Raw genomic sequence first — 25655 nt, 5'->3', positions numbered from 1 at the left:
CGCATGTTTGTAGACACAACCGGGCGAAACCCCTCCACCGCGCAGTACGCCCTGCGCGGAGTCGTGTTCCTCATCGTGGTCGCACTGATCCTGGTGGGATTGATGCTGCGGTATCAGGGCACCTTCGAGACCAAGGTCGAGGTCACAGCCACCCTCGACGACATCGGCGACGGCCTGGTCAGCCAGGCCGACGTGCGCTACAACGGTCTGATCGTGGGTTCGGTGACCTCCATCGACGCGACGGAGACCAACCTGTCCGATGTCAACATCGAGATCGTCCCGGACCAGGCCGAGGGCATTCCGGCGAATGTGACGGCCCGTACGGTGCCGAGCAACTTGTTCGGTGTCAACTCCATCGAACTCATCCCACCGGCCGATCCGAAGGGGCATCTGTCGAACGGCAGCAAGGTCGTCGCCGACGAATCGAAAGAGACCATCGCGCTGCAGACTGTCCAGAACGACCTGCGCGAACTGTTCACCGCCGTACCACCCGAGCAGATCGGACGGGTCCTGGGCACGATTGCCGATACCCTGCGCGGCGGCGGAAATGTGTTCAGCGCCTTCGTCGGAACGCTCAGTCAATACTGGGAGCAGATCAATGCGCAGTTCCCGGACGGTGCACCTCCGGGGTTCGACAACTTCAACGATTCCCTGCGCGGGATCGAGCAGTCGACCCCGCAACTCCTCGACGCGATGGGCCGCGCGGTGATCCCGTCGATCACGATCATCGAGCGCCAGCGTGAACTGGCAGGAACGTTGACCGCAGCCCAGGGCATGATCGACAGGATTCAAACCCTGTTCGCCCGCAACGGGGACTCCGGTATCCAGCTCGTGGAAAACCTCAACACCATGACAGGCGCGATCGCGGTCGATTCGGAAGCGTTGCCGGGAGCGCTTCGCGCCCTCAACAATCTTGCAGGCAAGGTGCTCACCGTGTTCACGGGCGTCAACGGCAAGCCCCAACTCAACATCGGGGTCAGCTTCAGCCCGTTCGTGATGTACAACAGGCAGAACTGCCCGGTGTACGACGGCGGAAAGTACGGGATGACCAGGGGGCCAGGGTGTTCGGGACCAGGCACGGGCACCGGCCCGACGAGTTCGGGGCCGCTCGTGGTCACCCCGAGCAGCGCCCAGGGTGACGTCGACGTGATCCCGGCGGACGCGCCCGTCGCGGTCACCACTGCCAGTGACAACAAGACCCTCAAAGCTGCGCTTGAGCGCGAACCCTCGGCCGCGGACACCCTGATGCTCGGCCCGCTCGTGCAGTCGGTTCGGGTGGCCGAAGGGGGTGAGGGCTGATGGGTTACAGCAAGCCGCTCATCGGATTCAGCCTGTTCGCGGTACTGGCGCTCGTGCTCACCTGGACGATCTGGTCGACCCTCGAACGGTCGGTTCCCGGCGAGACCAACGAGTTCACGACCTACTTCAACGATGCCTCCGGCCTGCACGAGGGCGATGACGTCCGGATGGCCGGTGTTCGCGTCGGCCGGGTGGCGGCGATCGAACTCGACACCGATCGCGCCAAGGTGACCTTCGAGGTGCAGAAGGATCAGTCGATCTTCTCCAACACCAGGGCGTCCATCAAGTACCAAAACTTGATCGGGCAGCGGTACGTCGGACTCGACCTGGTCGAGGATTCCGAGCAGATGCGGCTGTCGCCGGGATCGACCCTGAAGGAACCCTCGCAGGACTCGTTCGACGTCTCCGCGTTGCTCGCCGGATTTCAGCCCGTCTTCGACACCCTTGATCCGGATCAGGTGAATGCGTTGTCGGAGAGCCTCGTTCAAACGTTCCAGGGCAACGAGGTCTCGCTGAGCTACACCATCGAACAGGTCGGCAAGGTCGCCACCAATTTCGCCGACAACGACCAGGTGATCGGGGCCGTGATCACCAATCTCAGCGCGGTCATGGGGGATCTGAGCAAGCAGGGCGAGCAGATGCAAGAGCTGGTCGCCAACCTCGCCGGTCTGATCGAAGGCCTCAATGCCAACTCTTCGGCGCTCGGGTCATCGGTGCAGAGCATCGGCAGTGCGACCGATCGACTCGGCAACCTGCTCGGCACGATCCGTCCTGATGTCCAGGAGCTGGGTCAGGACCTGAAGAACACCACCGACCGCATGATCGACCTCGGTCCCAAGCTCGATCAGCTCGCAATCGATCTGCCACTGTTCCTGGTGCATTTCCCGATGGTCATGGGAGAAGGCGCCTACCTCAACATCTATGCGTGCGAGCTGGATGTGTCGATCGGAGGAGTTCTGTTCCCGCCCGGTTTGATCAGCCAGATCGGTGGCACCAACCACTCGGTGGTGTGTCGATGAGCCGGGCGGGGGCGTTGGGCCGGAGCTGGCGCAGCCATCGGTTCTTCTGGCTCGGTGCGATCGGGGCGGTGGTGCTCATCGTGATCGTGTTCGCGACGTTTGCCATCTCGGACTCGGGAATCGGCAAGCGCGAGTACACCGCCGACTTCTCTCAGGCCGGTGGCATCCGGCCGGGCGACAAAGTGCGGGTCGCGGGCATCGACGTCGGTGAGGTGTCGAAGACCGAGTTGGCGCGTGACCACGTCACGCTGACGATGGAGGTCGACAAGAAGGTCGAGGTGCGCGACGACGGGTCCGCCGAGATCAAGCTGTCGACGCTGCTCGGTCAGCGGTATGTCGACATCAGGATCGGTGACTCCACCGTGCCTCTCAAGGGATCACGGATCCCGTTGACCCAGGTTCCCTACGATCTGCAGGAAACGATCGAGCGCGGGACGCCCATCCTCGCCGGCGTCAACGCCGAAGAACTCAGTGACAGCGTCAGCGCCCTGAACAGTCAGCTCAAGGATGCGCCCGGGGTCACCCGGACGACGTTGGACGCGCTCACCGAGATGTCGAAGGTGATCAGCAACCGCAGCGACCAGATCAACCTCCTCATCAAAGACACCGAGACCGTGACCGATGTGATCAACAGCAGCCAATACCAGCTGTCCGTCATCGTCGGCCAGGGGCAGCTGCTCGCGCAGAAGATCGTCACACGCCAGCAATTGGTGGTTCAGCTACTCGATGGCGTCGCGAATCTCGCCCAGCAGATGGAAGCGATGGGCGCAGAGAACAACAATCAGTTCGCGCCGTTGATCGGGAACCTCAACACGGTCTCCGAAGGACTCGAGAAGAACCGGGACAATCTGCGGCACATGCTCGAGGTGTTACCGCTGACGGTGCGGTCGATCGCCAACACCACCGGATCGGGACCGTACGCGATGGGATATCTGCCGTGGGGCATCTTCCCCGACAATTGGCTCTGCGCAGCCCGGGTGGTGAACGGATGCTGACTCGCTCCGTCGGGCGACTACGCCGGACCATCGCTCTCGTCACGGTGCTGGTGAGCACCGCACTGATCGCCGCGGGATGCACCCTGATCCCGGCAGATCTGAAACACGCGGTGGGGCAATCGATCAAGGTGACCGCCTACTTCGAGAGCGTGGCCGGCCTCTACGCCGACAACGACATCGACGTGCTGGGGATGCCGGTCGGTCGGGTGCTGTCGATCACCCCGCAGGGTGGCCGCGTCAAGGTCGAGTTCACTGTCGACAAAGACATTCCGATCCCCGCCGACGCCACGGCCGCGATCATCAACACCTCGTTGGTGACCACCCGTCACATCGAGCTCTCACCGCCGTACTCCGAAGGACCCAAACTGCAAGACGGTGACGTCATCGCCGACGCGAAGAGCCCGGTGGAGATCGGCACCCTGTTCGACACCGTCGACAACCTGGTCGAGCAGTTCGAGGCCGATCCGGACGGAAACGGTCCACTCAGCGACATGCTGTCGATCAGCTCCGGGATCTTCGGTGGCAACGGAGCCCGCATGAAGGCCGCGATCGACGAACTGAGCAAAGCGGCCCAGGTCGGCGTCGACAACGGCGACGCACTGGTCGAGGTCATCAAGAACATGGATCAGCTGACCTCGGTACTCGTCGAGAACTACCCGAAGATGACGGCGTTCTCCTCCTCGATCACCCAGGTGTCGCAGATGCTCGGTGACCAGGCGCCCGGACTGCAGGCGACCATGGAAGGCCTCAACCAGACCTTGAACAACACCGCGACCTTTCTCGAAGGCAACACCACCACACTCGGTAGCTCGATGGGACGGCTGGCTGCCGTGATCAGCAATCTCAGTGACTACTCTCGGCAACTCGTCGACACGATCGACGTAGCGCCCCTGGCATTCGAGAACCTCGCCAACTCGGTCTCCGTCGAGCAGCGCGCCTGGCGAGCCCAGGTGCTGATCGACAAGTCGTTGTTCGACAACGAGTTGCTCTCGACGTTCTGTGAGGCCATCAACCTGCAGCAGGACGGCTGCCGGACCGGAAAGCTGACCGGCTTCGGCCCCGATCTCGGCGTGTTCTCGGCTCTCGTGGAGATGACCAAATGAGCGCATTCTCCGGTGGCACCCACAGAGCGAAGGCTGCCGTCGTCACCGGTCTGGCCGGAATGATGCTGTTGTCGGGCTGCGGTGTGATCCCCGGCCTGACGATCGACCAGATACCCCTACCCGCGCCCGGTGGTGTCGGCGGTGGGTACGAGATCAAGGGTTCGTTCGGGAACGCACTGAACCTGCCATCGCGGGCGAAAGTGAAGCTGAACGGCAACGACGTCGGTCTCGTGGAGTCGATCTCGGCGAACAACTACGCCGCCGACATAACGATGCTGGTTCGCAAAGACATCGAGTTGCCGGTGGGGACCGGCGCCGAACTGCGTCAGGGCACACCGCTCGGCGACGTGTTCGTTGCGCTGTTACCCCCCGAGGGTGGTGATTCCGCCGGAATCATGAAGCCCGGCGATTCACTGAGCGGCGAGACCTCCGAGGCCGCAACCGTCGAAGACCTCCTCGTCACCGCCACGGCGTTCGTCGACGGCGGGGCCATCAAGAACCTCACCGAGATCATCAACGAGCTGTCGAACGCCGTGGGGGGCAAGGCGCCCGAGCTGACCGGCCTGCTCACGGGGATGACGACGGCGATCAGCAGGCTCGCGCAGAACACGACCGAGATCGACACCGCGCTGGCGTCGCTGGACGGGCTGTCCACCGACCTCGCGAACGGCCGCCAGCAACTCGTCGCCTCCATCAACACCGTCGGGCCTGCGCTGAGTGTCGTCGACGCGCAGATCCCTTCGATCGTGACAACTCTCGACAAGACAAAGGTCGTCACAGATGCACTCAACGACTTCCTCGATTCCCAGACCGGGAACACGGTGGAGCTGACCAACAACCTGCTCGTCGACGTCGAGGCGCTCGGGCGTGCCATCGGCGAGCTCGGCCCGGTCTCCGACAAGTTGAAGGTGCTGACACCCAAGTGGGTCAACGCGACCCCGGGCAGCGCCGCGACCGTCGCAGCCAGGGTGTGGTTCCTCTCGCCGGGCTTCGGATTCGACGCTGCCAGCCGCCTACCGGAGGTCGGAGACATCGACCAGGGTGTCAACTCACTGCACCAGACCCTGGTGCGAGTGTTGGCCCGGCTCACCGGTACCCAGGGATGTTGCGGGTGATGCGACGATGACTGCCTGGTTGCTTCGAAACAAGATCCTGCTCTCCAACCTCGCGTTGGTACTGGTGATGCTGGTCGGCGTCGCGTACCTGAGTCTCGGCGTGCTGCGGTGGCGACCCCTCGCGGACTCGTATTCGTTGACGGTGGAGTTCGCCAACTCCGGTGGCGTGCAGACGACCTCCGACGTCACGCTGCGTGGCGCCCGGGTCGGTGAGGTCGACACCATCCTCACGACACCGACCGCCGTCGAGGTCAAGGTGACCATCGACAGCAAGTACAAGATCAACAAGGATGCGGCCGTCGAGGCCCTCGGTCTGTCCGCTGTCGGTGAGCAGTACGTCGATTTCCAGCCGTCGACCGACGCAGGGCCGTACTTCTCCGATGGCGACAAGATCAGCACGCGGCAGACCTCGTCGACCGTGGCGTTCCCGAAACTCCTCGAGTCCACCGTCAATGTCGTCAACCAGATCGACCCCGATGAGCTCAAGGTGACGATCGACGAACTCGACGTCGCGCTCGACAGTGGTGGCAAGAATCAGCTGCGGGCCCTGTTCAACAGCGGCGGAGTCATCTTTGCCGATCTGTACCGGGTGTTGCCCGAGACCGTGTCGCTGATCCAGAACACCGGCACGATTCTCGAGACCACCTCAGACGTTCAACCCGACCTGGGGACGTTGACCGGTGGCATCAGCAGTCTGATCGAGTCGCTGGTGGCGTCGGATCAAGAACTGCGGACCTTTCTGGGCAGCGCACCCGCTCAGTTGACGACGCTCGGTGGGTCACTGAACACCCTCACCGATCCGCTGACCGACGTGCTCAAGCAATTCCTCGACATCGCTCAGCAGGGTGCGCTCCGCGCTCCCGCTCTCGTCAACCTGCTGCCCTCGATCCGAGATGGGGCGATCACGTCACTCTCGATGTTCCACGACGGTGCTTGGTGGGCCTACGGCTCGATTTATCCGCGACCGTACTGCGACTATCCGGTGTTGCCGCAGCCGCCCACCGAGATCCTGCAGAGTTCGGTTCCGGTCAACATGTATTGCGTCACCGAAGATCCGACGCAGCAGATCAGAGGCGCGGCCAACGCGCCGCGGCCGCCGGGCGACGACACGGCAGGACCGCCGCCGAACTTCGATCCGAACGCGCGCACCGCCCCGTTGGGCTGAGCTCTTCGAGCGCTGCCCGACAAATCCCGAGAGTTTATGAGGTAGAAACGCCGTATGGCCGACAACAGTGTGCCCGAAAACCCTGACGCCGGAGCTGAGCCCACCGAGGGTGTCTCGGTGAGCAAAAGGCCGACGGGAAAGTCGCGGAAGAAGCCCGCGGAATCCGCCTCGAATGCTCCGACCGCCGAGGCCGCCGTCCCCGCGTCGACTGGCTCAACGGCAGCGAAGCCCGGCAAACAGATCACGATCAACGTGTCCTCCGTCGGCAAGATCGTCGCGGGCGCGCTGGTGGTGGCGTTGATCGCGGTCGCGATCTTCTTCGGCGTCAAGTGGAAGTCGGATGCCGATGAGCTGGCAGCGGCGTCCGACGCGAAGCAGGCGTCCGACTACTTCGTGACGCAGTTGCTGAACTCCATGAACACCGCTACGGCGAGCGAGTACGTCGACACGATGTCGCCGCTGACGACCGGTCAGTTCCGGGACAACCTGACCAAGGAACGCGACAAGACGCAGGCCGACATCACACAGATGCAGCTGAAGATCACTCCGGACATCTGGTCGTCTGGTGTCGTCTCGGTGAGCGGCGACTCGGCGACCACCTTGGTTGTCGCCGAGATCAGCGGCACGAGCAGTGTGGCCACCCAGCCGGTCACCAACGTCGGTATGTTCCGGTTGACGCTGGAGAAGCACGACGGTAAATGGCTTGTCTCGCAGATGGATCCAGGGCCGTCGAGCACCGGGGTCGGATCGGATCCCGCCGCGCCCGGTGGCGAGGCCCCCGCTCCGACCGAACCGACGCCTGCGCCTGCACCCGCAGGCTGACCTCGGCAAACCCAGCCAGAGCAGGCAAAACCAGGTGCTGCAGCACCCGGTTGTGCCCTGCTCTGGCTGGGTTTGTCTTCGATCAGAGGCTGATGCGCTCTCCGGTCTCGGGGTGGAAGAGGTGCACTTTGCCGCTGTTCTGCCTGAGCCTGATGGCCTCTCCGATTTTGGCGGGCGAACGCTGCCCTGAGCGCGCGACCAGGGTCAGTGGCCCGCCCTCCAGGCTGCGGACATTCTGGTCCTCGAGGGTGGCGTAGACGTAGGTCTCGCTGCCGAGTTCTTCCATCAGCGCGACCGTGACACCGAGGCCTTCGCCGCCGTCACCGAGGGAGAGTTCCTCGGGACGGATGCCGACGGTGACCTCGTGCAGCCCGGACTTCTCGAGCAGGGTTGCCGAGTCGGCGTCGAGATCGATGGTGGCGCCGGCGACCGAGACTCTGCCGTCGCGAACCGGCGCGGTGAACAGGTTCATCGCGGGGGAGCCGATGAAGCCTGCGACGAAGGCGTTCTTCGGGCGGTCGTAGAGCTCGGTGGGTGTGCTGAACTGCTGCAGGACACCCTTTTTCAGAACCGCGACCCGGTCGCCCATGGTCATGGCCTCGACTTGGTCGTGGGTGACGTAGACGGTGGTGGTGCCGAGGCGCCGCTGCAATGCCGCGATCTGGGTGCGGGTCTGCACGCGCAGTTTGGCGTCGAGGTTCGAGAGCGGTTCGTCCATGCAGAAGACCTGCGGCTCGCGGACGATCGCGCGTCCCATCGCCACGCGCTGTCGCTGACCACCGGAGAGCTTGCCGGGCTTGCGGTCGAGGTACTCGGTGAGGTCGAGGACCTTGGCGGCCTCGGCGACCTTGCGCTTGCGTTCTTCGAGGCCGACGCCACGCATCTTGAGTGCGAATCCCATGTTCTCGCCGACGGTCTTGTTGGGGTAGAGGGCGTAGTTCTGGAAGACCATCGCGATGTCGCGGTCTTTGGGTGGCACGCCGACCATGTTGTCGCCGCCGATCTTGATGGCGCCGCTGTCGATCTCCTCGAGGCCGGCGAGCATGCGTAGGGCGGTGGATTTACCCGAACCCGACGGTCCGACGAGGACCACGAACTCGCCGTCTTCGATGTCGAGGTTGAGTGAGTCGACGGCCAGTGAGTCGGCGCCGGGGTAGACGCAGCAGGCGTTTTCGTAACTGATGGTTGCCATGATTGTGTGCTCCTGAGTTATTTGATGGCGCCGAAGGAGAGGCCGCGGACGAGTTTGTTTTGGGCGATCCAGCCGCAGATGACCACCGGCAGGGCGGCGATCACGGAAGCGGCGGAGAGTTGAGCCCAGAACAGGCCCTGTCCGGACATGAAGCCGGTCAGTGCCACCGGCATGGTCTGTGCGTTGACGGCCGTCATGTTCACCGCGAAGAAGAACTCGTTCCACGAGAAGATGACGCAGATCAGTGCGGTGGCGGCGATTCCGGGGGAGATCAGCGGGAGGATGACCTCGCGTACCGAGGTCCACAGGCTGGCGCCGTCGATCTCGGCGGCCTCCAGTAGTTCGCTGGGGACCTCCAGGAAGAACGAGCGCATCATCCACACCGCGATGGGGAGGTTCATCGAGGTGTAGAGCACGATGAGCGTCCACACGTTGTCGAGCATGCCGATCTGCCCGACGATCACGTAGAGCGGGATGATCACCGCGACCACCGGCAGCATCTTGGTACTGATGAAGAAGAACAGCGCGTCGCTGGTCTTCTTCACCGGTCGCAGCGACAGCGCGAACGCGGCCGGAACACCCAGGAGCAGAACGAAGATCGTGGACACGGTGGTCACGAAGAGCGAGTTCAGCAGTGCGGTACCGACCCCGGCGTCGAAGACCGCCTTGAACTGGTCCAGGGTCGGCGTGAAGAAGAACGTCGGGGGATTGGTCGCGGCGTCGCTCTCTTGTTTGAATGCCGTGAGCACCATCCACGCGACCGGGAAGAAGAACCCGATGGCGATGAGCCAGGTGAATACGGTCAGCAGGCTTCCGCCGGTGTTACGCCTCTTCTTGATGTCCTTGATATCGGTATGTGTTCGTGCGGGTGGCTTGTTCAGTGTCGTGGACATCAGGCCGCCTCCTCTTTTCCGCTGAAGCTCTTGAAGATCAGGCGCAAGGCCAGGCTCGACAAGATGATGGTTGCGACGACCGTCACGACGCCCATGGCCGCGGCCTGCCCGACGTCGAAGCCGAGAAATGCGCGCTGATAGATGTAGAAGGGCAGGTTCGAACTCGCGACTCCGGGTCCGCCCGCGGTCATCATGTAGACCGCGTCGAAGGTGTTGACCAGGTAGATGGCCCCGAGCACCGAACCGAGTTCGATGAACCGTCGCAGATGCGGCAGCGTCAGTTCCCGGAACAGGCGGAGGCTGGTGGCGCCGTCGACGCGGGCCGCCTCCTGGATGTCCTTGGGCATCGACTGCAGTCCGGCCAGGATCAGCAGCATCATGAACGGTGTCCACTGCCAGACCAGTTCGGCCATGACGCTCGCGAGGGGGAACTCGCTGAGCCAGTCGACGTCGCCGAGTCCGAAGGGACTCAACGCCCAGTTGACGAGGCCGTTGGTGGGGGAGAGCAAGCTGGTCTTCCACAACAGGGCCGCGGCGACCGGCGTCACCAGGAACGGCGTGATCAGCAGGGTCCGGACGATGCTGCGGCCGATGAACTTGCGGTCCAGCAGGATTGCGAAGAAGAGTCCGAGCACCACCGAGATGACCACGGTCCCGACGATCAAGATGACCGTGTTCAGGGCGACGGTACGAAACTGGCTGTCGGTGAAGACGTCGACGTAGTTGTTGAGCCAGTTGAACTCTCGTGAGCCCGGACGGACCAGGTTCCATGACTGGGTCGAGTAGTAGAGCGTCACGATGAACGGGATCTGCGTGACGATGATCATGAAGATCAGCGCAGGCAGCAGTGGTCCCCGTCGGCGCCACCCTTCGGCGCGCGAGATCTGATCGCGTTTGGATCTTATCGGTGGCGCGGACCCGGGATCGGGCTCGGTGTCGCGCTCGGCGAGTGCGGTGGCCATGTCCTCACTGCTCCTTCTGGTAGGACTCGCCGACTACCTCGGCGTACTTCTGGGACTGCTCGAGCGCCTCGTCGACGGAGATCTGTCCGGCGATCGCCGCACTGATCTGCTGACTGACCCGGGTACCGAAGTCCTGGAACTCCGGAATCGCCAGGAACTGAACGCCGGTGTAGGGCACCGGATCCACGGTGGGCTTGTTCTGATCTGCGCCCTGCATCGACTTCAGCGTCGGCTCCGCGAAAGCGCCGGAGATCTCCTTGTAGGCCGGGAGTTCGTAGGTGGACAACCGGCTCCCCGGTGGGACGCTGGCAGCACCGAGCTGGTCCGCCACCATCTTGATGTAGTCCTTGCTGGTCATCCACTCGATGAACTTCCAGGCGTCGTCCTTCTTCTTGCTGCTCTCCGGGATGCCGAGTGACCAGGCGTAGAGCCAGCCGTTGTCACCCTTGGCCATGCTCGGCGCCAATGCGTAGCCGACGTTGCCCGCGATGTTGCTGTCGTCGGGGCTCTCGAGCACCGACACTGCCGATGTCGCGTCGTACCACATGGCGACCTGTCCCTGCGACATCAGGTTGGCGCATTCCTGGAAACCTGTTGACGCTGCGCCGGGTTCGCCGTATTGGCGCACCGTGTCGACGTAGAAGTTGACGGCTTCCTTCACCTCCGGACTGTCGAGCTGGGCGTTCCAGTTCTCGTCGAACCATCGGCCGCCGAATGCGTTGATCACGGTGTCGAGTGGCGCGAGGGTCTCACCCCAACCGGGCTTGCCACGCAAGCAGATCCCGGAGACGTCACCGGTGTTCAGCTTCTTGGCCGCGTCTTGGACCTCGGGCCACGTCGGCTCGGCCGGCATCGTGATGCCCGCGTCGGCGAGCATCTTCTTGTTGTACATCAGGAACGACGACTCGCCGTAGAACGGTGCCGAGTACATGTTGCCCTCGTACGACAGCGCCTCGCGAAGGGTGGGGATGAAGTCTTCTTGGTCGTACCCCGGGCTGGACACCATGTACGGGTTCAGGTTGACCAGCCACCCGTTCTCGGCCCAGGTCGCGGTCTCGTAATTGCTGATCATCACGACGTCGAACTCGCCGCCGCCGGTGGCAACCGAGGCGGTGATCTTTGCGCGGGCCTCGTTCTCGGAGAGGGTCACGAACTTGAGCTTGATCCCCGGGTTCTCCTTCTCGAACTGGGGAGACAACGCGATGGCATCCTGCATCTGGGAGTTCGACACCAGTGCGATGGTGACGGCTTCACTACCGCCGTCCGTGAAGGATCCGGCGCCGGCGCAGGCGGTTGCGGCCAATGTGACCGCGGATGCGAGCGCTACGGGAGCGAGGAGTCGTCGCCATCGGCGTCGTCGTGGGGGTGCGGAGCCGGCGCTCGCTGCGTCGGGCTCGGGTGAACCAGTCATCGTTGACCTTTCTGTTGCGAGATGAGCCAGTGCGCGCAGGTCAGGTCGGTCACCAGGGTGGTGGCCAATCCGCCCCGCACGGCGCCCAGAATCGACTCTTGGCGGTGGGCTCCACCGGATACGAGAATGGTTGTGCGGCAGTCGCGAACGGCGTCCAGGGAGACCGACACCGTGCGGTCGACGAGTGAGGACTCGACGGCGGTGCCGTGTACGTCGTAGAACCGGCCGCCGATTTCACCGACCGCGTCCAGGCCGGCTAGTTCGTCGAGGATCGCCGCATCGAGGTAGGCCCCTTCGAAAAGAGTCGTCGACGTGGAGACCGATCCGACGCCGAACACCATGACGTCGGCTTCGTTTGCGGCACCCAGGGATTGGGAGAGGATCGAGTCCCGGCGCATCGCGGTGACGGTCTCGGCGTCGGCGTAGAGCGGTGCCATCAGACGAAGTGGCTGGGCCCCGAGGCGCTCGGCGAAACGCGACAGCGCGTGGTCGACGCCGGTGTGATATTCGACCGAGGTCATCGAACCGTCCATCTGGACCACGCGCCGGCAGTTCGCGGCCCGTGATCCGAGAGAATCCGCGACGGCGACGGTTTCAGGACCCCACGTGAATCCCAGTGTGTCGGAGGGAAGCAGTCGCCGGGTCAGCACCGAGGCGCCGGCTCTTCCGAGCGCGGCGTTGCCGGTGTGTGTTCCGTCGGCGGACTGATCGATGATCAGGACTTCGTCGAGCCCGAACAATGACTCGATCTCGCGTTCTTCGTCCGTATGGATGGATCCGGCGAGGTGCGGGGGTGCATCGATGACCACACGCACCAGGCCCTGAGCGCGGGCCCGAGCGATGAGACGTCCGGCCGTCGGACGCGAGAGTCCGAGACGGCCGGCCACCTCGGCCTGTGTGAGCCCCTCGAGGTGGTACATGGTGGCCGCACGGACCAGCAGGCGCAGGTCTTGACCTGTGTCGACGGATGGCTCAAGTGGCGACGCGTTCACGCGCCCTCCTCGCTGGATCGTGAGCATATGCTCACTAGTCGTGGATATGCTCAGTAAGCTAACATCTTCGCTGTGACGCACGCAACACCTTTGGAGGAAAGTGACATGCTGCCGACGACGATGAGCACCAGCGTGCTCAAGGCTTCTGGCGAGTTGATCCTCGAACGGCGAGATGTCCCGACACCGGCGTCGGGGCAGGTGTTGGTGCAGGTCAGCGCGGTCGGAGTGTGTGGATCCGACGCCCACTATTACCGGCACGGGCGCATCGGCGACTACGTCGTGGAGGATCCGCTGGTGTTGGGCCATGAGGCCGCCGGACGGATCGTCGCGGTGGGGCCAGGGGTATCGCCCGATCGGATCGGCGAGCGCGTCTCGATCGAACCGCAGCAACCGGATCCTGACAGTGCGCCGAGCCGCCGTGGCGAATACAACCTGTGCCCGCACATGCGCTTCTACGCGACCCCGCCGGTGGATGGCGCGCTGGCGGAGTACGTGACGATCGGTTCGTCGTTCGCCCATTCCGTGCCGGACTCGGTGAGCGACGAGGCCGCCGCGCTGTTCGAGCCGTTGTCGGTGGCGATTGCAGCAAGTCGTAAGGCATCGATCGGAGTGGGTGACCGGGTCCTGATCGCCGGCGCCGGGCCGGTCGGATTGTTGTGCGCGCAGGTTGCGGCGGCGGCCGGGGCGACAGAGGTGGTGATCACCGACATCAACCCCGACCGGTGCGTGGCAGCACTGGGATTCGGGGCCACCACGGCGGTCGGGCCGGGCGAGGTGCCAAGCGATCTCGATGCGGACTCTTTCATCGACGCGTCCGGCGCGGAGGCGGCCATCCTCGCCGGCATCGCATCGGTGCGTCCGGGTGGGCGGGTTGTGCTGGTGGGTATGGGATCGTCGCCGACCATGACCTTTCCCGTGGCGTTGATCCAGAATCGGGAGTTGGTCGTCACCGGGGTGTTCCGATACGCGAACACGTGGCCGGCCGCAAGGGCTCTGGTGACGTCGGGCAAAGTGGACCTCGATGCGATGGTCACCGGCCGGTTCGGACTCGACGAGGTCGCCGAGGCCCTGGACGCCGATCGCGCGCCGGGCAGTATCAAAGCAGTTGTGTACCCAGGTCGAACCGGGACCCCGTCGTAAGGAGTTGGTAGGCAATGGCGCTGGACAACAAGCAGCTGCCCGACATCACGTCGATCGCGGTGCCCGACTATCCGCGAGGTGAGCTCACCTGCGGCATCGTGCATTTCGGTGTCGGCGGGTTTCACCGTGCCCACGAGGCGATGTACCTCGACCGGCTGATCAGCGCGGACCCGGGGTCCCGCACGTGGGCGATCTGCGGGGTCGGGGTGTTGCCGAGCGACGCCCGGATGCGGGACGCGCTGGTACCCCAGGACGGTCTGTACACCCTGACGCTCAAACATCCCGACGGCACCGTCGAGACGTCGGTGATCGGATCGATCGCTCAATACCTTTATGCCCCGGACGATCCTGAGGCCGTGATCGCGAAGATGGCGGCGCCGGAGACGCACATCGTGTCGCTGACCGTCACCGAGGGTGGCTACAACTTCTCGCCGACGACCGGTGCGTTCGACACGAGCAATCCGGCTGTGGTCGCGGACCTCGAACCGGATGCGGTGCCGGCGACCACGTTCGGTCTGGTGACCGCGGCGCTGGAGCGGCGTCGAGCGCAGGGGTTGCCTTCCTTCACGGTGATGTCCTGCGACAACATCCAGGGCAACGGAGACATCGCCCGTGCGACGTTCACGGCGTTCGCCGAACTCAAAGACCCCGAACTGGCATCGTGGATGAGCGAGAACACCTGTTTTCCGAACTCGATGGTCGACCGGATCACGCCGGCCACCGCGCCGGAGTTGTTGGTCGAGGTCGAAGACCGCACGGGTGTCGCAGACCGCTGGCCGGTGGTCGCGGAACCGTTCACCCAGTGGGTCCTCGAGGATTCGTTCTCCGATGGCCGTCCGGCGCTGGAAACCGTTGGTGTCCAGGTGGTATCCGATGTCGGACCCTACGAGTTGATGAAGCTCCGCCTGCTCAACGCGAGCCATCAGGGCCTCTGCTACTTCGGATACCTGATGGGCTACCGGTACGTCCATGACGCCGCACAGGATCCGCTACTGCGGGCACTACTCCGCGGCTACATGAACAACGAGGCCCGGCCCACTCTGTTGCCCGCGCCGGGGGTCGACGTGGAGGAGTACATGGAGACCCTGATCGAGCGGTTCTCGAACCCGGCCATCGGCGACACCATCGCGCGGCTCTGCCAGGACTCGTCGGACCGCATCCCGAAGTGGCTGGTTCCGGTGATCAAGAGTCAGCTGGCCACCGGTGGTGACGTCGAATTGGCGGCCGCCGTGGTGGCGAGCTGGACCCGCTATGCCGAGGGCGAGGACGAAAACGGAGACCCCATCGACGTCGTCGACCCGTTGGCTGATGTCCTGGTCCCGCTGGCGAAGAAGAGCCGCGACGATCCACTGGCCTTCGTCGGTAACACAGACCTGTTCGGTGATCTCGCCGAGGACGACCGGTTCACCCGACCGTACCTCTCGGCCCTGGAGTCGTTGCGCGGCAGGGGTGCTCGTGAGACGCTGAGCCGGCTCACGGCCGCTGGACAAGGCACGCTCGAGTAACCGTCAACGGCCGACGGTCAGTGCGGATGCCTCCTGATACTGCTCGTATACACCCGGAACGGGATCGGCCTCGTAGATGCTCTCGGCGGCTGCGGTCCAGGCGGGCGGCTCGTCGGAGTTCGTCAGGGTCCACGCCGCCTGACGGGCGGCCCCGAGTGCGACGTACTCGCCGGGCTCCGGCACGACGACGGGGCAGCCGAAGATGGATGGTGCGATCTCACGTACGGCCGCGGATCTGGCGCCTCCACCGACGAGGATGATCCGGTTGATCTCGATGCCCTGCGCCACGATGCGCTCGGCGCAGTACTGCAGTGAGCACAGCAGACCTTCGATTCCTGCGCGAGCGATGTTGGCGTTGCTGAGGTTTCGGCCGGTCATCCCGTGGAGAGCGCCACGGGTGTGCGGCAGGTTGGGCGATCGTTCTCCCTCGAAGTAGGGGACCAACGACAGACCCTCGGCTCCCGGTGACGCTGACAACGCGAGGTCCGAGAACGTCTCGAAATCGACACCGAGCATATCCGCGACTGCTGCGAGGACCGGCGCGCCGTTGAGCGTGCAGACAAGTGGCAGTTGTCTGCCGGTGGCATCGGCGAATCCGGCGACAAGCCCGTCGTAGTCGGCAGGGGATCGGTCGCCGACGGCGCTGACCACTCCCGAGGTGCCCAGCGACACAACACAATCACCGGGTCCGGCACCCAAGGCCAGCGCGGCGGCGGCATTGTCGCCTGCCCCGGCCCCGAGGCCTGCGCCGCCGGCGGTGTGGGCAGCGGTCTCGGACGGTGCGGCGATGCGAGGAAGCAGTGGCCGTCGTCCGCGGAGCGCCAACCGCAAGAGATTGTCGTGGTATTCGCCGGTGCCGGCGTTGAAGTAACCGGTTCCGCTGGCGTCGCTGCGGTCGGTCCAGAGGTCAGCTATGTCCGGCGACCCCGACAGACGCCAACTGAGCCAGTCGTGGGGAAGGCACACCGCTGCGGTGCGATCGGCGTTCTCGGGCTCGTGGTCGGCAAGCCATCTCAGTTTCGACACGGTGAAGGACGCGACGGGAAGAAGGCCGGTTTCGTCCACCCACGGTTTCGGTCCGCCGAGGTCGTCGATCAACTCGGTCGCTGCGCTGTCGGAGCGGGTGTCGTTCCACAACAGGGCGTCTCGGACCACGGCGCCGCTCCCGTCGAGACAGATCATGCCGTGTTGCTGGGCTCCCACCGACACCGCGGCAACATCGTCGATGCCGCCGGCATCATCGATCGCGCGCTGCAGGGCGTCCCACCACTTGTCGGGGTGGATCTCTGTGCCGGGCGGATGCGGTGCGCTGCCGGAGCGTACGACCCGGCCGTCTTCGGTGTCGCACACCACCACCTTGCTGGACTGGGTCGACGAGTCGATTCCGGCGACCAGCGTCATCATCACTCCTCAGCACGCTCGAGAATCGCGACCGAGGTTCCGAGCCGCGCCGTCGCCACGCTACCGGTGAAATCGGTTCCGGTCAGCAATTCTCGCCACGTCCCGGGCGGGAGCTCCAGTGTCGTCTGCTCCCAGGCGCTCTCGTCCAGTCGCGCGGTCCAGCGGCAACCGGCCACGATCACCGAGGCGTCCGCTCCTGGTTCACCCCGCCCGAAGGCCACGACGTGGGCTGCGGCAGGACCGGTGGCCGAGATGGCGTGATAGTCGCCGGTCACGAACACCTCTGGTCGCCGGCGCCGCAGGTGCAGTGCGGTGCGCACGACCGCCACCTTGGGGTGGTCGACGGACTGCGCGTAATCCACCGGACGTCGATTGTCCGGGTCGACCAGCGAATCGTCGAACCACTCCGTGCCCTGATACACGTCGGGGATACCGGGGCCCAGCAGAGCGAGCGCCTTTTGCACTACGGCATCGGACTCGAGGTGGCGGCGGGTGTGGTGGACGAGTTCGGTGAGGTCGTCGGCGCACGGGCCGTCGAAGATCTGATCCAGCCAGGCGTGAACGGCGGATTCGAAGGCCTCGTCGACGTCGGTCCACGTGGTCCCGACCCCGCCTTCGCGAATCGCCTTCGTCGCGTAATCGTGTATGCGGGTGCGTAGCTGACCCTCGACCACGCCGTCCACCGGCCATACGCCGAACAGGTTCTGGCGCAGGAACAATCCCGTGACGCCGGCCGGCGCGGGGTTGCGGGCCTGGGAGCGGTCGACCAGTTCCGACCAACGTTCCGGAATCTGCGACAGGAACCCGATCCGAGCCCGGACGTCTTCGCTGCGCTTGGTGTCGTGCGTCGACAAAGAGGTCAGCGCGCGTGGCCAGGCCGTCGCCCGGTCGGCGTTGAAGTGATGGAAGTCGTCGAGGGAGTCCGCGAAAACCCCCGGGCTACCACCGACCTCTTGCAGGCTGACCAGTCGTGCGGTGCGGTAGAAGAGGCAGTCCTCGACGCTCTTCGCCGTCACCGCACCGCAGACCTGCGCCAGGCGGGCCCGCGACTCGGCATCGGACGTGCCGGCCGTACCGATCAGATCGAAAGATGGCGACAGTGCGGGGAGCCGCTTCCGCTCGGTGTCGAGAAGCGACTCGAGCGTGCCCGACAGAACGGGATAGTCGCTGCGGTACACGCCGAGGCCGGCCACCACCGCGCCGATCGCGGCGTCGAGATCCTCGTTCGCGGGCACGTCGGCGCCGTGGGCGGTAGCCGCAAGCGTTCGTCGAAGCCGTGCCCTCTCGGCGGGAAACGTCTCGTCGAGGATCGAGAGTTTGAGGTGTCGTTCGGTGGCTTCCAACCACAGGTTGTCGCCGCGGTCACCGCTGTAGCGCTGGTGCAGATCGCCCATCGGGCCTTCCCCCTCGGGGTCGACCAGTACTGCGCCGACGGCGCGCAACGCCTCGTAGCCCGTGGTGCCATCGACTGGTAACGACGGATCCAGGGGTTCGGAGCGGGACAGGATCTTCTCGATCAGCAGTACGCGATCCGGGCCGATGTCGGCCCGCAGGTTTTCGAGGTAGCCGACGGGGTCGGCGAGGCCGTCCGGATGATCGACCCGGATCCCGTCCGTGAGATCCTCGGCGACCAGTTGCCGGACGAGGGTGTGGGTGGCGGCGTACACGGCAGGATCTTCCTGTCGCAGACCCGCGAGACCGTTGACGGAGAAGAACCGCCGGTAGCCGATGACACCCACGTTCCAGGGCACCAGCCGATACGCCTGCTCCCGGTGCACGGTCGTGGCCGGCGCCGGGTTCGCCGGGTCGTAGGTGCCCGGCGCCAGGGGGAATCGGTGTTCGTAGAAGGCGAGCTCAGCTTCAGTGCCGCTGGTGTCGATCTCGAGGGCCTCGAGATCGTCGGCGGAGCCGAGGACGGGTAGAGCGATCTTGCCTTCGGCGCCATTGTCTTTCGACCAGTCGATGTCGAAGTAGCTGAAGTACTCCGACGAGCTGCCGAGCCGCAGGACATCCCACCACCACGGATTCTGCCTCGGATCCTCCACCCCGGTGTGGTTGGGGACGATGTCGACGATGAGACCGATGTCGCGCGCCGCCGCTGCCGCCCTCAGCGCGCGGAGTCCCTCGATTCCACCGAGCACCGGGGACACCTCGGGCGGCGGCACCCAGTCGTAGCCGTGGTTCGACCCGGCCTGAGCGGTCTGGATCGGCGAGAGATACAGGTGGCTCACCCCGAGAGCCGCATAGTGATCGAGGTGCTCGATCGCGTCGGCGAACGTGAACTCGGCGTGTAGCTGAAGCCGATAGGTTGCCGTGAGCGGCAGGATCATGGGAGCTCCGGTGCTTGTTCGAGTACGGGTGGTCAATTCACCTTGCGGAGTACCAACAACGACCGTTCTCTAACCAGAAGGCCGGTCTCGGCCCGTGCGCTCACGGAACTGTCACCCACAGGGTTGGCGGTGTCGAGGACACCGGCCCACTCCTCGGCGTAGAAGGCCGTCGGCACCCGGAAGTTGATCGGCTCGTAGTGCGCGTTGAAGCACATCAAGAAGTCGTCGTCCCGTACGACCCGGCCTCGCACATCCTTCTCGCCGATCGCGGATCCGTTCAGGAACACCGCGAGGGACTTGCCGAAACCGCTGTCCCAGTCGGCTTCGGTCATCTCCTCGCCGCCCGGGGTCAACCAGGCGATGTCGCGCGGCTGGTCACCCGAGCGGATCGGACGGCCCGCGAAGAACCGGCGGCGACGGAACACCGGATGTGCGGTCCGCAGAGCGATGACTTTCGAGGTAAAGGCGAGCAGGTCCGAGTTCTCCTCTGCCAGTGTCCAGTCCATCCAGGCGATCGGGCTGTCCTGGCAGTAAACGTTGTTGTTGCCGTTCTGGGTGCGGCCGATCTCGTCTCCGTGGGCGATCATCGGGGTGCCCTGGCTGAGCATGAGGGTCGCCAGGATGTTGCGTTGCTGGCGGGCCCGTAGACGCTCGATCTCCGGATCGTCGGTCGGTCCCTCGACACCACAGTTCCACGACCTGTTGTGGCTTTCCCCGTCGCGATTGTCCTCGCCGTTCGCGGCGTTGTGCTTTTCGTTGTACGACACCAGGTCCCGCAACGTGAACCCGTCGTGCGCGGTCACGAAGTTGATGCTCGCACTGGGGCGGCGCCCGGTCGCCTCGTACAAGTCGGAGGATCCGGTGAGCCGGGATGCGAACTCGCCCAACGTTGCCGGCTCACCGCGCCAGTAATCGCGGACGGTGTCGCGGTACTGCCCGTTCCACTCGGTCCACAGTCCGGGGAAGTTTCCCACCTGGTAGCCGCCCTCACCCACGTCCCACGGCTCGGCGATCAGCTTGACCTGACTCACCACCGGATCTTGTTGCACGAGATCGAAGAACGCGGACAGTTTGTCCACGTCGTGTAGCTCGCGCGCGAGGGTGGAGGCGAGGTCGAATCGGAAACCGTCGACGTGCATCTCGAGAACCCAGTACCGCAGCGAGTCCATGATCAGCTGGAGCGTGTGCGGATGCCGGACATTGAGGCTGTTGCCGGTGCCGGTGTAATCCATGTAGTGCCACGGCTCGCCGTCGAGGAGTCGGTAGTAGGCGGCGTTGTCGATCCCGCGGAACGCGATACTCGGACCGCGGTGGTTCCCCTCGGCGGTGTGGTTGTAGACCACGTCGAGGATCACCTCGATCCCTGCCTCGTGGAACGCGCGCACCATCGCCTTGAACTCCGGGACGGCACTGCCTGCCTTCTTGTTCGACGCGTAATCGGCATGCGGCGCCATGAACCCGAAACTGTTGTAGCCCCAGTAGTTCTTGAGCCCCTGATCCAACAGGGTCTGATCCTGGAGGAATTGGTGGACCGGCATGAGTTCGATCGCGGTCACACCCAGAGCGGTCAGGTGGTCGATGATCGCCGGATGTGCCAGCCCCGCGTAGGTGCCGCGGAGTTGTTCCGGGACCTCGGGATGCGTCGCGGTCATGCCCTTGACGTGGGCCTCGTAGATGACCGTCTCGTAATACGGCCGGTTCGGTGCCCGGTCGTGCTGCCAGTCGAAGAACGGATTGATCACGACCGAGGTCATGGTGTGCCCCAACGAATCCAGCCGCGGCGGCTCGCCGAATAGGGGGTCGGGCGGATCAGGTGTCGGTTCGGGCTCGGCGACGGCTTCCTCCCGGGCGGATTCGCCGGCGGCCCCGGTCGCGGCGGCGATGGGGTCGTCGGCGTCGGCGGTGACCGTCTGCTGGTCCACATCGGAAGGGAGAGAGGAAGTCTCGGGCTTCGTCGGCTCGGTGTCGGCCGCGGGGGGCTCGAGCACGATCGGATATGAATACAGGGAGGCGTCGCCGTCGAATTCGCCGTGAAACGCCTTACCGTAGGGATCTACGAGCAGTTTCGAGGGGTCGCATCGCAAACCCTGGCGCGGGTCGTAGGGACCGTGCACCCGGTAGCCGTACATCTGGCCCGGTGAGATCGAGGGCAGGTACGCGTGCCAGACGTACCCATCGACCTCCTCGAGCGAGATACGGGTCTCGGAGTTGTCCTTGCCGATCAAGCACAACTCGACCTTGGTGGCGACCTCGGAGAACAGGGAGAAGTTGGTGCCGGCGCCATCGAACGTGGCGCCCAATGGATAAGCGGTTCCTGGCCACACCATCAGCTCGGCCGCCACGGCGTGGCTCGCCCCGTTGCTGGAGCCGTGGGCGGAGTCGGCCGAAGCGGACGAGGCCGCCGGATCGGCCAGATCGGTGTGCGCTGCAGTGCGGGTGGCCCCGGCGTGCGCACCATCCTCGGGCGGCGTCATCTGCACCCTCGTTTTTTCATGGCTTGACCCTACTTGTCGGTGGAGCGGGTGGCATGTCCAGCGCGGGCGGGTGCATCAGCGCGGAACGGCCGGTGAATGTGGTGGTCAGGTCCAGGGCAGCGCGGCCTGCATCTGGCGCTGCAATTCGGGGATCAGGCTACGGACGAACGTGGCGCTGAGATGGTGGAGGTCGTGGTAGACGATGATGTTCCCCACAACTGCGGGGCACTGTGTTTCGGTGCACATGCCGTCGGTCAGGTCGAGCGGAAGCACATTCGGGTGCTCCTGCACGATGTCCAGCGTCGGGTTCGTGGCGGCGAATGATGACGCGCGCGACGTGGAGCACTCGTCGACATCGTTGTTGGAAAGACAATCCGGGGTGTTGATCGACCCGGCGCCGTTGTGCGGCCAGGACGTGTCACGGATGCCGAGCACCGGGATGTCTGCCTCGCCGAACTGGTCGAAGATCGGCAGGTAGTCGTCGGGAACCCAGTCGCCCGGCTCATAGTCCCGAGGTCGCGTGGTGTTGGTGAACACCGCGTCGGGTTTGTCGGCGATGATCTGGGGCACCACCTTCTCGACCCAATCGTGACATTGCGGGTACGGCACACCGGCCTGTTTCGGGACCAGTTCTGTCGACAGCGGACAGCCCATCTTCAGGTAGGTCTTGATCTTGAAGTGGTTCTGTTTGCCGATCGCGTCGAGCGCGGTGATCCACATCTCGGCATGTGACCCTCCGGCAAGAGCAATCGTCTTGGTGGCCAACGGATCCCCGTAGACACCGACGTGCACACCGTCGTCCTTGAAGTCGCTGATGTGGCCGTTGAACGACGTCGCGGGCAGATCCTTGACGACCTGTAGCGGCGACGGCTGCGGGTCGACGTGGGGGACCGGAGCGTTCTCGAGCAGGGCGCGGGCTCCCGGATACACCCGTGGGTCGAGATTCGTCGTGTCCACGGTCATGTGTTCGACGTGGTAGTCCCAGGCCTTGAAGCCTGCGGTCATCAGAATGGCGCCGACCACCAGCATCGTCGTGACCACGGTGGTGTAGTTCAGCATCCGCTCGCGCCACGGGCTGACGGGTGCGGCGTGGGCCGCATGGTGGTGCCGAGTCGGACTGCCCTTGTGCGGTGGTGACTCTTTGTGGATGGACACCGACCGCGGAGCCCGGAGCGGCTCCTCGATGTATCGCTTGGTCAGCCACGCCATCGCGATCGACACCGCGATCAGTACGGTGCCTTCGACGATCGAGGCGTGGTTCTTGTCCCGCCAGGTCAGATAGAAGATCAGCAGCGGCCAGTGCCAGAGGTACAACGCGTAGGAGATCGAACCGAGCCACACCATCTGCCGCGTCGAGAGCCCCTGGTTGACCAACGGTTGATCCGTTTTCGGGCCGTGCTGCAGGCCTGTCGCGCCGGCCCAGATGATGGCGAGGGTCGACAACACGGGGACCAGCGCCCATGGTCCCGGGTACTGCTCGACCCCGACGATCCACCACCCGCAGGTGATGATCATGCCCAGGGCGACGATGGCCACCAGACTGCGGATGACGTTGGGCACCCGCCACTTCGGCATCCAGATCGCGAGGAGTCCGCCGGCGAGCGGTTCCCACGCGCGGGAGATCGTGTCGTAGTAGTTGAACTGCTGGTTGACCTCCATGCGCATGTGAGCCCAGTAGAAGGACACCGCGGCGACACCGAGGATGGCGAGGAACACCACCACCCGGATCACGGTCGGATCGGCCAGCTTTGTCACGCCGGCCCGCACCAGCAGCTTGATCGCACCCGCGAACACCAGCGCGGTGAGCATCGTGATGACGAAGAACTGGCCCTGCACCGACATCGACCACAGGTGCTGGAGGGGGCTGTTGGCCGAGCTGGCCGCGGTGTAGTCCTGCGAATTGAAGGCCAGATGCCAGTTCTGGTAGTAGAAGAGGCTTGCGATGACCTCTTTGCCGGTCGACACCCATCTCGTCTGGGGAAAGATCAGCAACGTGCCCAGGCTGATCACGATGAGGATTGCCACCAGCGCAGGCAACAGTCGCCTCGCGAGCCGGGTGAGCCGCTTCGTCGGATCGACGGTGTGCCAGAGCGTCGCGCGATCGTCCTGGCTGACGATCACATGGCGGAGCAGCGATCCGACGAAGAAGTAGCCGGAGAGGGTGAGGAATACGTCGACGCCGCCGGAGACCCGTCCGAACCAGATGTGAAAGCACGCCACCAGCACGATGGCGAGGCCGCGAAGGCCGTCGAGATCAGTGCGATACGAGGGCACGGTGTCGGCTGGAACCGACGGCGGCCGACTTTCCACACTGGGCGAGGCTGTCAACTGGTTGTGTCTCACTTGTCCGGTTGCGCTGAAATATGTGTTGCTTCCCAGCATCGGGTTGGCTGTTCCGGCACGTAATGTACCTGCTCTTGCTTAGAATCCCCGGCCGGGAACGCCGTACGGGGCTCACTAGGGTGGAGCAGTGCCCCCATTGCCCGAGTTCGAGAACCCCCGAGCACCGATGTCGGCGCAGGAGATAGTGCGCCTCGATTCCGAGTTGATCTGGCATCCGTACGGGACCCTGCCGCACCCCGCACCGGCGCCACGGGTCGTGCGGTCGGCAGCCGGCGTCCGGCTGACGTTCGACGACGGGACCACCGTCGTCGACGGGATGAGTTCGTGGTGGGCCGCTATTCACGGCTATGCCCATCCGGTTCTCGACGAGGCTGCGCGCCGCCAGCTCGACGCGATGGCACACGTCATGTTCGGTGGCCTGACCCACGAACCGGCAGCTCGCCTGGCCGAACTGCTCGTCGAGATCACGCCCGAGCCATTGCGCACCGTCTTCTTCTGTGACTCGGGATCTGTCTCGGTAGAGGTGGCGGTGAAGATGGCGTTGCAGTTTTGGCGGGCGCGCGGCGAGTCGCGGCGAACCCGACTGCTGACCTGGCGCGGCGGATATCACGGTGACACGTTCACCCCGATGAGCGTCTGCGATCCCGAAGGTGGCATGCACACCCTGTGGACCGACGTGTTGACGCCGCAGGTGTTCGCCGACGCACCCCCTGCGGAGTTCTCGGCCGATTACGTCACACATCTGGAGAATGTGGTCGCCGTACACGCGGGTGAACTCGCCGCGGTCATCGTGGAACCGGTCGTGCAAGGTGCCGGTGGAATGAGATTCCATGACGCGCGTTACCTGACCGAGCTGCGCCGGATCTGCGACGAGCACGGCCTGCTGCTCATCTTCGATGAGATCGCCACCGGGTTCGGCCGTACCGGCGCGCTGTTCGCCGCAGACCATGCAGGGGTGTCGCCCGACATCATGTGCCTGGGCAAAGCGCTCACCGGTGGCTACCTGTCGATGGCCGCGACCCTGTGTACCCGCACCATCGCCGAGACCATCTCCCGCTCGGAGGTCGGGGTGCTGGCGCACGGTCCGACCTTCATGGCCAATCCGCTGACGTGTGCGGTGGCCCTGGCATCGACCGAACTGTTGCTGGCCTCGCCGTGGCAAACGCGGGTGGCGCACATCGAAGAACGTCTGATCACCGGACTGGTCCCGTTGGCCTCGCTGCCGGGTGTGCGGGAGGTCCGGGTCAAAGGCGCGATCGGCGTCGTGCAGCTGGAGCAGCCGGTTGACATGGGCCCGGCGACCGATGCCGCGGTCGACGCGGGCGTCTGGTTGCGGCCTTTCCGCGACCTCGTCTACACGATGCCGCCGTTCATCTGCTCCGATGACGACCTCGAGGCCATCATCGGTGGTATCGGCGCAGCAGTCGCGGCGGTGACCGGGCCGGTGCGGCACTGAGTGTCCGGCAGCCGTAGTGGGTGAGAGGCGACAACGTG

General features: G+C 64.7%; 19 protein-coding genes. 10 read left to right on the top strand and 9 right to left on the bottom strand.

All coding sequences use genetic code 11. The annotated features are described in order from the left end of the window. Window positions 1–3: 3 nt before the first annotated feature. From BH683_RS14900 to BH683_RS14870, 7 genes are read left to right on the top strand one after another with little or no spacing between them, the layout of a single operon-like run. Window positions 4–1299: an MCE family protein gene (locus tag BH683_RS14900; protein WP_084837045.1), complete on the top strand. Its 1296-nt coding sequence runs from the start codon at window positions 4–6 to the stop codon at window positions 1297–1299. After that, window positions 1299–2318, top strand: a complete 1020-nt coding sequence (locus tag BH683_RS14895) for an MCE family protein (protein ID WP_084837044.1) — start codon at window positions 1299–1301, stop codon at window positions 2316–2318. The genes BH683_RS14900 and BH683_RS14895 overlap by 1 nt, the downstream gene beginning before the upstream one ends. Further along, window positions 2315–3313 carry an MCE family protein gene (locus BH683_RS14890; protein WP_210405218.1) on the top strand — a complete coding sequence of 333 codons (999 nt, stop codon included), beginning with the start codon at window positions 2315–2317 and terminating at the stop codon, window positions 3311–3313. Before BH683_RS14895 ends, BH683_RS14890 begins: the two co-directional genes overlap by 4 nt. Next, entirely contained in the window at window positions 3307–4416 is a 1110-nt protein-coding gene (locus tag BH683_RS14885) for an MCE family protein (RefSeq protein ID WP_084837043.1), read from the top strand. The genes BH683_RS14890 and BH683_RS14885 overlap by 7 nt, the downstream gene beginning before the upstream one ends. Next, a complete protein-coding gene (locus tag BH683_RS14880; protein WP_084837042.1) occupies window positions 4413–5531 on the top strand; it encodes an MlaD family protein in 1119 nt (372 codons plus the stop codon). The genes BH683_RS14885 and BH683_RS14880 overlap by 4 nt, the downstream gene beginning before the upstream one ends. 7 nt (window positions 5532–5538) lie before the next feature. Continuing rightward, entirely contained in the window at window positions 5539–6696 is a 1158-nt protein-coding gene (locus tag BH683_RS14875; RefSeq protein WP_084837041.1) for an MCE family protein, read from the top strand. Window positions 6697–6750: 54 nt separating this feature from the next. Next, window positions 6751–7518 (top strand): hypothetical protein, encoded by a 768-nt coding sequence (locus BH683_RS14870; RefSeq protein WP_084837040.1) that lies wholly within the window; start codon window positions 6751–6753, stop codon window positions 7516–7518. 82 nt (window positions 7519–7600) lie between these two features. On the opposite strand, the gene ugpC is transcribed toward BH683_RS14870, so the two are convergent. Genes ugpC through BH683_RS14845 form a run of 5 tightly spaced genes read right to left on the bottom strand, consistent with a single transcriptional unit; the run spans window position 7601 to window position 12968 of the window. Further along, the gene (gene ugpC / locus BH683_RS14865; RefSeq protein ID WP_084837039.1) at window positions 7601–8710 is read right to left on the bottom strand and encodes a sn-glycerol-3-phosphate ABC transporter ATP-binding protein UgpC; all 1110 of its coding nucleotides are present in this window, start codon (window positions 8708–8710) and stop codon (window positions 7601–7603) included. Between the two features lie 17 nt (window positions 8711–8727). Then, window positions 8728–9603 (bottom strand): carbohydrate ABC transporter permease, encoded by an 876-nt coding sequence (locus BH683_RS14860; RefSeq protein WP_084837038.1) that lies wholly within the window; start codon window positions 9601–9603, stop codon window positions 8728–8730. Next, a complete protein-coding gene (locus tag BH683_RS14855; protein WP_084837037.1) occupies window positions 9603–10565 on the bottom strand; it encodes a sugar ABC transporter permease in 963 nt (320 codons plus the stop codon). Before BH683_RS14855 ends, BH683_RS14860 begins: the two co-directional genes overlap by 1 nt. 4 nt (window positions 10566–10569) lie before the next feature. After that, on the bottom strand, window positions 10570–11976 hold the full coding sequence (locus tag BH683_RS14850) for a sugar ABC transporter substrate-binding protein (protein WP_084837036.1): 1407 nt from the start codon (window positions 11974–11976) through the stop codon (window positions 10570–10572). Further along, window positions 11973–12968 carry a sugar-binding domain-containing protein gene (locus BH683_RS14845; RefSeq protein WP_246833385.1) on the bottom strand — a complete coding sequence of 332 codons (996 nt, stop codon included), beginning with the start codon at window positions 12966–12968 and terminating at the stop codon, window positions 11973–11975. Before BH683_RS14845 ends, BH683_RS14850 begins: the two co-directional genes overlap by 4 nt. 120 nt (window positions 12969–13088) lie before the next feature. Between BH683_RS14845 and BH683_RS14840 the strand changes: the two genes are divergently transcribed. Beyond that, a complete protein-coding gene (locus tag BH683_RS14840; RefSeq protein WP_084837134.1) occupies window positions 13089–14108 on the top strand; it encodes an NAD(P)-dependent alcohol dehydrogenase in 1020 nt (339 codons plus the stop codon). Window positions 14109–14122: 14 nt separating this feature from the next. Beyond that, a complete protein-coding gene (locus tag BH683_RS14835; protein WP_084837034.1) occupies window positions 14123–15613 on the top strand; it encodes a mannitol dehydrogenase family protein in 1491 nt (496 codons plus the stop codon). A gap of 3 nt (window positions 15614–15616) precedes the next feature. Here the strand turns inward: BH683_RS14835 and xylB are convergent, their stop codons facing one another. The 4 genes from xylB to BH683_RS14815 all read right to left on the bottom strand — a co-directional run bounded on the left by xylB (window position 15617) and on the right by BH683_RS14815 (window position 24200). Then, on the bottom strand, window positions 15617–17014 hold the full coding sequence (xylB, locus tag BH683_RS14830; RefSeq protein ID WP_084837133.1) for a xylulokinase: 1398 nt from the start codon (window positions 17012–17014) through the stop codon (window positions 15617–15619). Window positions 17015–17016: 2 nt separating this feature from the next. Then, complete coding sequence (gene treY / locus BH683_RS14825; RefSeq protein ID WP_084837033.1) at window positions 17017–19344, bottom strand: malto-oligosyltrehalose synthase; 2328 nt, start codon at window positions 19342–19344, stop codon at window positions 17017–17019. A gap of 32 nt (window positions 19345–19376) precedes the next feature. Further along, entirely contained in the window at window positions 19377–21671 is a 2295-nt protein-coding gene (gene glgX / locus BH683_RS14820; RefSeq protein ID WP_094647509.1) for a glycogen debranching protein GlgX, read from the bottom strand. Window positions 21672–21923: 252 nt separating this feature from the next. After that, window positions 21924–24200, bottom strand: coding sequence for an acyltransferase family protein (locus BH683_RS14815; RefSeq protein ID WP_084837031.1), 2277 nt, complete (start codon window positions 24198–24200; stop codon window positions 21924–21926). A 127-nt stretch (window positions 24201–24327) separates the two neighbouring features. On the opposite strand from BH683_RS14815, the gene BH683_RS14810 reads away from it, so the two are divergent. After that, window positions 24328–25617: an adenosylmethionine--8-amino-7-oxononanoate transaminase gene (locus BH683_RS14810; protein WP_084837030.1), complete on the top strand. Its 1290-nt coding sequence runs from the start codon at window positions 24328–24330 to the stop codon at window positions 25615–25617. Window positions 25618–25655: the final 38 nt, after the last annotated feature.

The organism is Williamsia sp. 1138, from assembly GCF_002095435.2.
Lineage (GTDB): Bacteria > Actinomycetota > Actinomycetes > Mycobacteriales > Mycobacteriaceae > Williamsia.
Note: the sequence above shows the minus strand (reverse complement) of the source record. Positions and strands in the feature narration are given on the sequence as shown.

What these genes read in the sequence shown, in the direction of transcription:
- BH683_RS14900 (WP_084837045.1), top strand. Translation starts at nt 4, where the DNA reads ATGTTTGTAGACACAACCGGGCGAAACCCCTCCACCGCGCAGTACGCC.
- BH683_RS14895 (WP_084837044.1), top strand. Translation starts at nt 1,299, where the DNA reads ATGGGTTACAGCAAGCCGCTCATCGGATTCAGCCTGTTCGCGGTACTG.
- BH683_RS14890 (WP_210405218.1), top strand. Translation starts at nt 2,315, where the DNA reads ATGAGCCGGGCGGGGGCGTTGGGCCGGAGCTGGCGCAGCCATCGGTTC.
- BH683_RS14885 (WP_084837043.1), top strand. Translation starts at nt 3,307, where the DNA reads ATGCTGACTCGCTCCGTCGGGCGACTACGCCGGACCATCGCTCTCGTC.
- BH683_RS14880 (WP_084837042.1), top strand. Translation starts at nt 4,413, where the DNA reads ATGAGCGCATTCTCCGGTGGCACCCACAGAGCGAAGGCTGCCGTCGTC.
- BH683_RS14875 (WP_084837041.1), top strand. Translation starts at nt 5,539, where the DNA reads ATGACTGCCTGGTTGCTTCGAAACAAGATCCTGCTCTCCAACCTCGCG.
- BH683_RS14870 (WP_084837040.1), top strand. Translation starts at nt 6,751, where the DNA reads ATGGCCGACAACAGTGTGCCCGAAAACCCTGACGCCGGAGCTGAGCCC.
- ugpC (WP_084837039.1), bottom strand. Translation starts at nt 8,710, where the DNA reads ATGGCAACCATCAGTTACGAAAACGCCTGCTGCGTCTACCCCGGCGCC.
- BH683_RS14860 (WP_084837038.1), bottom strand. Translation starts at nt 9,603, where the DNA reads ATGTCCACGACACTGAACAAGCCACCCGCACGAACACATACCGATATC.
- BH683_RS14855 (WP_084837037.1), bottom strand. Translation starts at nt 10,565, where the DNA reads ATGGCCACCGCACTCGCCGAGCGCGACACCGAGCCCGATCCCGGGTCC.
- BH683_RS14850 (WP_084837036.1), bottom strand. Translation starts at nt 11,976, where the DNA reads ATGACTGGTTCACCCGAGCCCGACGCAGCGAGCGCCGGCTCCGCACCC.
- BH683_RS14840 (WP_084837134.1), top strand. Translation starts at nt 13,089, where the DNA reads ATGAGCACCAGCGTGCTCAAGGCTTCTGGCGAGTTGATCCTCGAACGG.
- BH683_RS14835 (WP_084837034.1), top strand. Translation starts at nt 14,123, where the DNA reads ATGGCGCTGGACAACAAGCAGCTGCCCGACATCACGTCGATCGCGGTG.
- xylB (WP_084837133.1), bottom strand. Translation starts at nt 17,014, where the DNA reads ATGACGCTGGTCGCCGGAATCGACTCGTCGACCCAGTCCAGCAAGGTG.
- treY (WP_084837033.1), bottom strand. Translation starts at nt 19,344, where the DNA reads ATGATCCTGCCGCTCACGGCAACCTATCGGCTTCAGCTACACGCCGAG.
- glgX (WP_094647509.1), bottom strand. Translation starts at nt 21,671, where the DNA reads ATGGTGTGGCCAGGAACCGCTTATCCATTGGGCGCCACGTTCGATGGC.
- BH683_RS14815 (WP_084837031.1), bottom strand. Translation starts at nt 24,200, where the DNA reads ATGCTGGGAAGCAACACATATTTCAGCGCAACCGGACAAGTGAGACAC.
- BH683_RS14810 (WP_084837030.1), top strand. Translation starts at nt 24,328, where the DNA reads ATGTCGGCGCAGGAGATAGTGCGCCTCGATTCCGAGTTGATCTGGCAT.